General features: G+C 66.8%; 5 protein-coding genes. 1 reads left to right on the forward strand and 4 read right to left on the reverse strand.

Translation table 11 applies throughout. The features are described from left to right. The 4 genes from ptsP to gshB form a co-directional block, all read right to left on the reverse strand. A partial coding sequence (gene ptsP, locus JNK68_08565; GenBank protein MBL8540412.1) for a phosphoenolpyruvate--protein phosphotransferase occupies nucleotides 1-1685 on the reverse strand: 1685 nt, incomplete at its 3' end. Nucleotides 1686-1845: 160 nt separating this feature from the next. Continuing rightward, the gene (locus tag JNK68_08570) at nucleotides 1846-2115 is read right to left on the reverse strand and encodes an HPr family phosphocarrier protein (GenBank protein ID MBL8540413.1); all 270 of its coding nucleotides are present in this window, start codon (nucleotides 2113-2115) and stop codon (nucleotides 1846-1848) included. Next, complete coding sequence (locus JNK68_08575) at nucleotides 2088-2513, reverse strand: PTS fructose transporter subunit IIA (GenBank protein MBL8540414.1); 426 nt, start codon at nucleotides 2511-2513, stop codon at nucleotides 2088-2090. Before JNK68_08575 ends, JNK68_08570 begins: the two co-directional genes overlap by 28 nt. A gap of 99 nt (nucleotides 2514-2612) precedes the next feature. Further along, nucleotides 2613-3548, reverse strand: a complete 936-nt coding sequence (gene gshB / locus JNK68_08580) for a glutathione synthase (protein MBL8540415.1) — start codon at nucleotides 3546-3548, stop codon at nucleotides 2613-2615. Between the two features lie 174 nt (nucleotides 3549-3722). On the opposite strand from gshB, the gene JNK68_08585 reads away from it, so the two are divergent. Next, a partial coding sequence (locus tag JNK68_08585) for an FAD-dependent oxidoreductase (GenBank protein ID MBL8540416.1) occupies nucleotides 3723-4265 on the forward strand: 543 nt, incomplete at its 3' end.

Consider the following 4265-nt stretch of genomic DNA (forward strand, 5'->3'; position numbering starts at 1 on the left):
TCGTCGGCGCGCAGCATCTTGCCGGAGATCGGCGTGCACACCTCGAGGTCCGTCTTCAGCACCTGCTGCTTGACGGAGAGGAGATGCGCCGGGTGCATCGAGAAGATGCGCAGGCCCAGACCCAGCAGCAGGCGCGTCAGCTTGACGTCGCCCGCCATCTCGCCGCACACGGCCACCGGCACGCCGGCCTTGCCGGCGGTGCGGATGATGCCGGCGAGCAGGTTCAGCACCGCCGGGTGGAGGGGATCGTACAGGTGCGACACGCGGTCGTCGGCGCGGTCGACCGCCAAGGTGTACTGGATCAGATCGTTGGTGCCGATCGACAGGAAGTCGAGCTTGCGGGTGAAGAGATTGAGCGCCAGCGCCGCTGCCGGGATCTCGATCATGCCGCCGACCTGGATTGCCCGGTCGTACGGCACGCCATCCGCGTCCAGGCTCTTCTTCGCCTGCTCGATTAGGTGCAGCGTCTGCTCGAGTTCGCTGGCGCCGGAGAGCATGGGGATGAGCAGGCGCACGTTGCCGAAGTGCGAAGCGCGCAGAATCGCCCGCAACTGCACCTGGAACATGTTCGGCTCGGCCAGGCACCAGCGGATGGCACGCAGTCCCATGGCGGGGTTGGCGGTGATGCGGATGTCGCCGTCGATGCGCTTGTCAGCGCCGAGATCGAGGGTGCGGATGGTCACGGGCAGCCCGCGCATCTCGCGCGCCACCCTGCGGTAGGCCTCGAACTGCTCGTCCTCGTCCGGCAGCGTGGCCCGGTTCATGAACAGGAACTCGGAGCGGAAGAGCCCGATGCCCATCGCGCCGTATTCCTTCACCTCTTCCACGTCGTCCGGAATCTCGATGTTGGCGTGCAGTTCGATCGGCGTGCCGTCGAGGGTAGTCGCAAACGTGGTGCGCAGGCGCTTGAGCTTGAGCCGTTCGAGTTCCCACTGGTTCTGCCGCAGCCGGTATTCGGACAGGATCTGCTTGTCCGGATTGACGATCACCACACCCTGCGTGCCGTCGACGATAAGGTGCTCGGATTCGTGGATCAGTGCGCGCGCATGGTGCAGTGCCGCCACGCACGGAATGCCGAGGCTGCGCGCCACGATGGCGGTGTGCGAGGTGGCACCGCCGACATCGGTGATGAAACCGGCGAACTGGTGCTGCTTGAGGATCAGCATGTCGGCCGGCGACAGATCGTGCGCCACCAGGATCGAGCTGTGCTCGCCGCCGCCGAGCGAGATGGGGCCGTAGCCCGGCTGCCCGAGCAGCGCCTTCATCACCCGTTCCACCACGTGCAGGACGTCGTCCTTGCGCTCGCGCAGGTACGCGTCCTCCATCTTGCTGAACTGGCTGATGAGGACTTCCGCCTTGAGCTTGAGCGCCCATTCGGCGTTGCACTGCTGGGTTTCGATGAGCCGCCGCGGCTCCTCCGACAGCGTCGCGTCCTCGAGGATCATCTGGTGCACGTTGATGAACGCATCGAACTCCGGCGGCGCGTTCGGCGGAATGTGCCCGCGCAGCGCAGCCAGTTCCTCGCGCGCCTGGGCGATGGCGCCGTCGAACCGCGCCACCTCGTCCTGCAGGCGTGACTTCGGCACGACGTAATGCGCCACCTCGAGCCGCGCGTGGGAGACGAGGTGTGCGTAGCCGATGGCGATACCGCCGGAGACGCCGAGGCCGTGGATGGTGAAGCTCATGGGTGAAGCGTAAACGGTGACGCCGGAGGCGGAAAGGGGGCCCTCGGCGGCAGTTGTCTCCGCCGTGCGGGCGAGCCCGTCCTTCCGGTTGCGGGGCGGTGAGGTGACGCTCACCGCCGGGCTGCGCCGGCCTGTCCTGCGCTCCTCTTGTGCGCTCTGTTCATTCCGATTCGCCAAATCTGCTCGCGATCAACTGCACGAGCGCATCCATCGCCTGTTGCTCGTCCGGACCGTCGGTCTCGATGCCGACGGTCGAACCCTTGGCCGCCGCCAGCATCATCACACCCATGATGCTCTTGGCGTTGACCCGGCGACCGCTGCGCGAAAGCCAGATATCGCTCTTGAACTGCCCGGCAAGCTGCGTGATCTTGGCCGAGGCCCGGGCGTGCAAGCCAAGCTTGTTCACAATCTCAGTTTCTCGCTGCTGCATTTTTCCGTGTCGGAACTGGGCATGCGGGCGACACCGTCACGGCCGCCGGAAAGTGCCCGCTCCACAAGCGTTTCGAGGGATTCGTTGCGATACGTGAGCGCCCGCATGAGCATGGGCAGACTCACCCCGGCCACACCCTCCACCCGCCCCGGTACGATCAGCTGACAGGCGATGTTGCAGGGCGTCGCACCGAAGATGTCGGTCAGCACCAGCACACCGGCACCGCGATCGAGCTCCGCCACGAGCCGCTTCGCCGCCGGGACGACCGCCTGCGGGTCGTCGTCCGGGCGGACGGCGACGTGCAGAAGATGCGGCGGCAGCGCTCCCAGCACGTGCGTGGCGCAGCGGATCAGACATTCGCCGAGGGTTTCGTGCGCAACAATCAGGATCCCAATCATCGGCCGCGCGTCGCCTCCCTGCGATCACGCTGTGACCCGCGGATTGTACTACGTCGTGGCCGCCGGGGCGGCAGGCACGAAGCGCTCCCGGGGCGCCGGTCAGGGGCTCTCCAGCGCATCGATCATCATCGCGGCGGCATCGAAGCCGGACTGCTCGCGGATCTCCTGCATGCAGGTGGGGCTCGTCACGTTGACCTCGGTCAGGTAATCCCCGATCACGTCGAGCCCGACCAGCAGCAGTCCCAGGGCCCAGAGGCGCGGTCCCAGGCTCTCGGCGATCTCGCGGTCGCGGGCGGAGAGCGGCTGTGCGACGCCGATGCCGCCGGCCGCCAGGTTGCCGCGCGTCTCGCCGGGTTTCGGGATGCGCGCGAGCGAATACGGTACCGGCTTGCCGGCAATCAGCAGGATGCGCTTGTCGCCCTGCACGATCTCGGGGATGAAGCGCTGCGCCATGATGGTCCGGCGCCCGAAATGGGTGAGGGTCTCGATGATGACGCCGATGTTCGGATCCTGGGCGTGCAGGCGGAACACCGAGGCGCCGCCCATGCCGTCGAGCGGCTTCAGGATGATGTCGCCATGGTCGGCGAGGAAGGCACGCACGAGCGCCTCCTTGCGGGTGACGATGGTCGGCGGTGTGAACTCGGGGAAGCGCGCGATCGCCAGCTTCTCGTTGAAATCGCGGATGGCGGCAGGGCGGTTGTAGACGCGCGCGCCCGCCTGCTCCGCGAGTTCGAGCAGATAGGTGGAGTAGATGTACTCCATGTCGAACGGCGGGTCCTTGCGCATGAGAACGGCGTCGAAGTCCGCGAGCGGCGTCTCGACCGCGTCCGCCGCGCGGTACCAGTCGTGGGCGTCGCCCGTCAGCTCCAGCGCCCGCGCCTGCCCGACCACCCGTCCCCCCTTCCAGGCCAGGTCCTCCTGCTGCAGCACGAAGACGGCGTGCCGGCGCGCGGCGGCCTCCCGCATCATGGCAAACGTGGAGTCCTTGTAGGTCTTGATGGACTCGAGGGGGTCGAGGATGAACGCTAGTTTCATGGGCGATCCGCAGCGGTGGAGGGCGCAACCCGGATTCTAGCGGAGCCTGCCGTGGACCGTTTCGGGATACCTGGACGTTTCATATAAGGCAACAATAGTTCGTTATGGTTGACACGATGACAGGGTCGCGCCATCATCAGGGAGTCCCGATTGCCGCCTGTATTCATCCGCTTCATGCCACTGCGCCTGCTGCGTTTTGCCGTCGCCAGAAAGTATCCGGAACCGCGGATGTTCCGACGGCACGACGCCCTGCAGGGCAGCTACGACGCGGTGATCATCGGCGGCGGCGGTCATGGGCTCGCAGCCGCCTACTACCTAGCACGCGATCACGGCATGAGGCGCGTGGCGGTGCTGGAGCGCGGCTACCTCGGCGGCGGCAACACCGGCCGCAACACGACCATCATCCGCTCCAACTATCTGACTCCCGAGGGCGTGGCGTTCTACGACGAGAGCGTCCGGCTCTGGCAGGACCTGGCGGTCGACTTCGACCTCAATCTGTTCTATTCGACGCGCGGGCACTTCACGCTCGCTCACACGGACGCAGCAGTCCGCACCATGCGGCTGCGCGCCGAGGTCAACAAGCACCACGGAGTCGACAGTGAACTGGTGGGCCCGGATGAGATCCGCGCGGCCTGTCCGGGGATGGATCTCGCGTGCGGCGGCCACACGCCGGTGCTGGCGGCGCTCTACCACCGACCTGGCGCGATCGCACGTCAC

The sequence above is a fragment of the Betaproteobacteria bacterium genome (assembly GCA_016791345.1).
GTDB lineage: Bacteria > Pseudomonadota > Gammaproteobacteria > Burkholderiales > JAEUMW01 > JAEUMW01.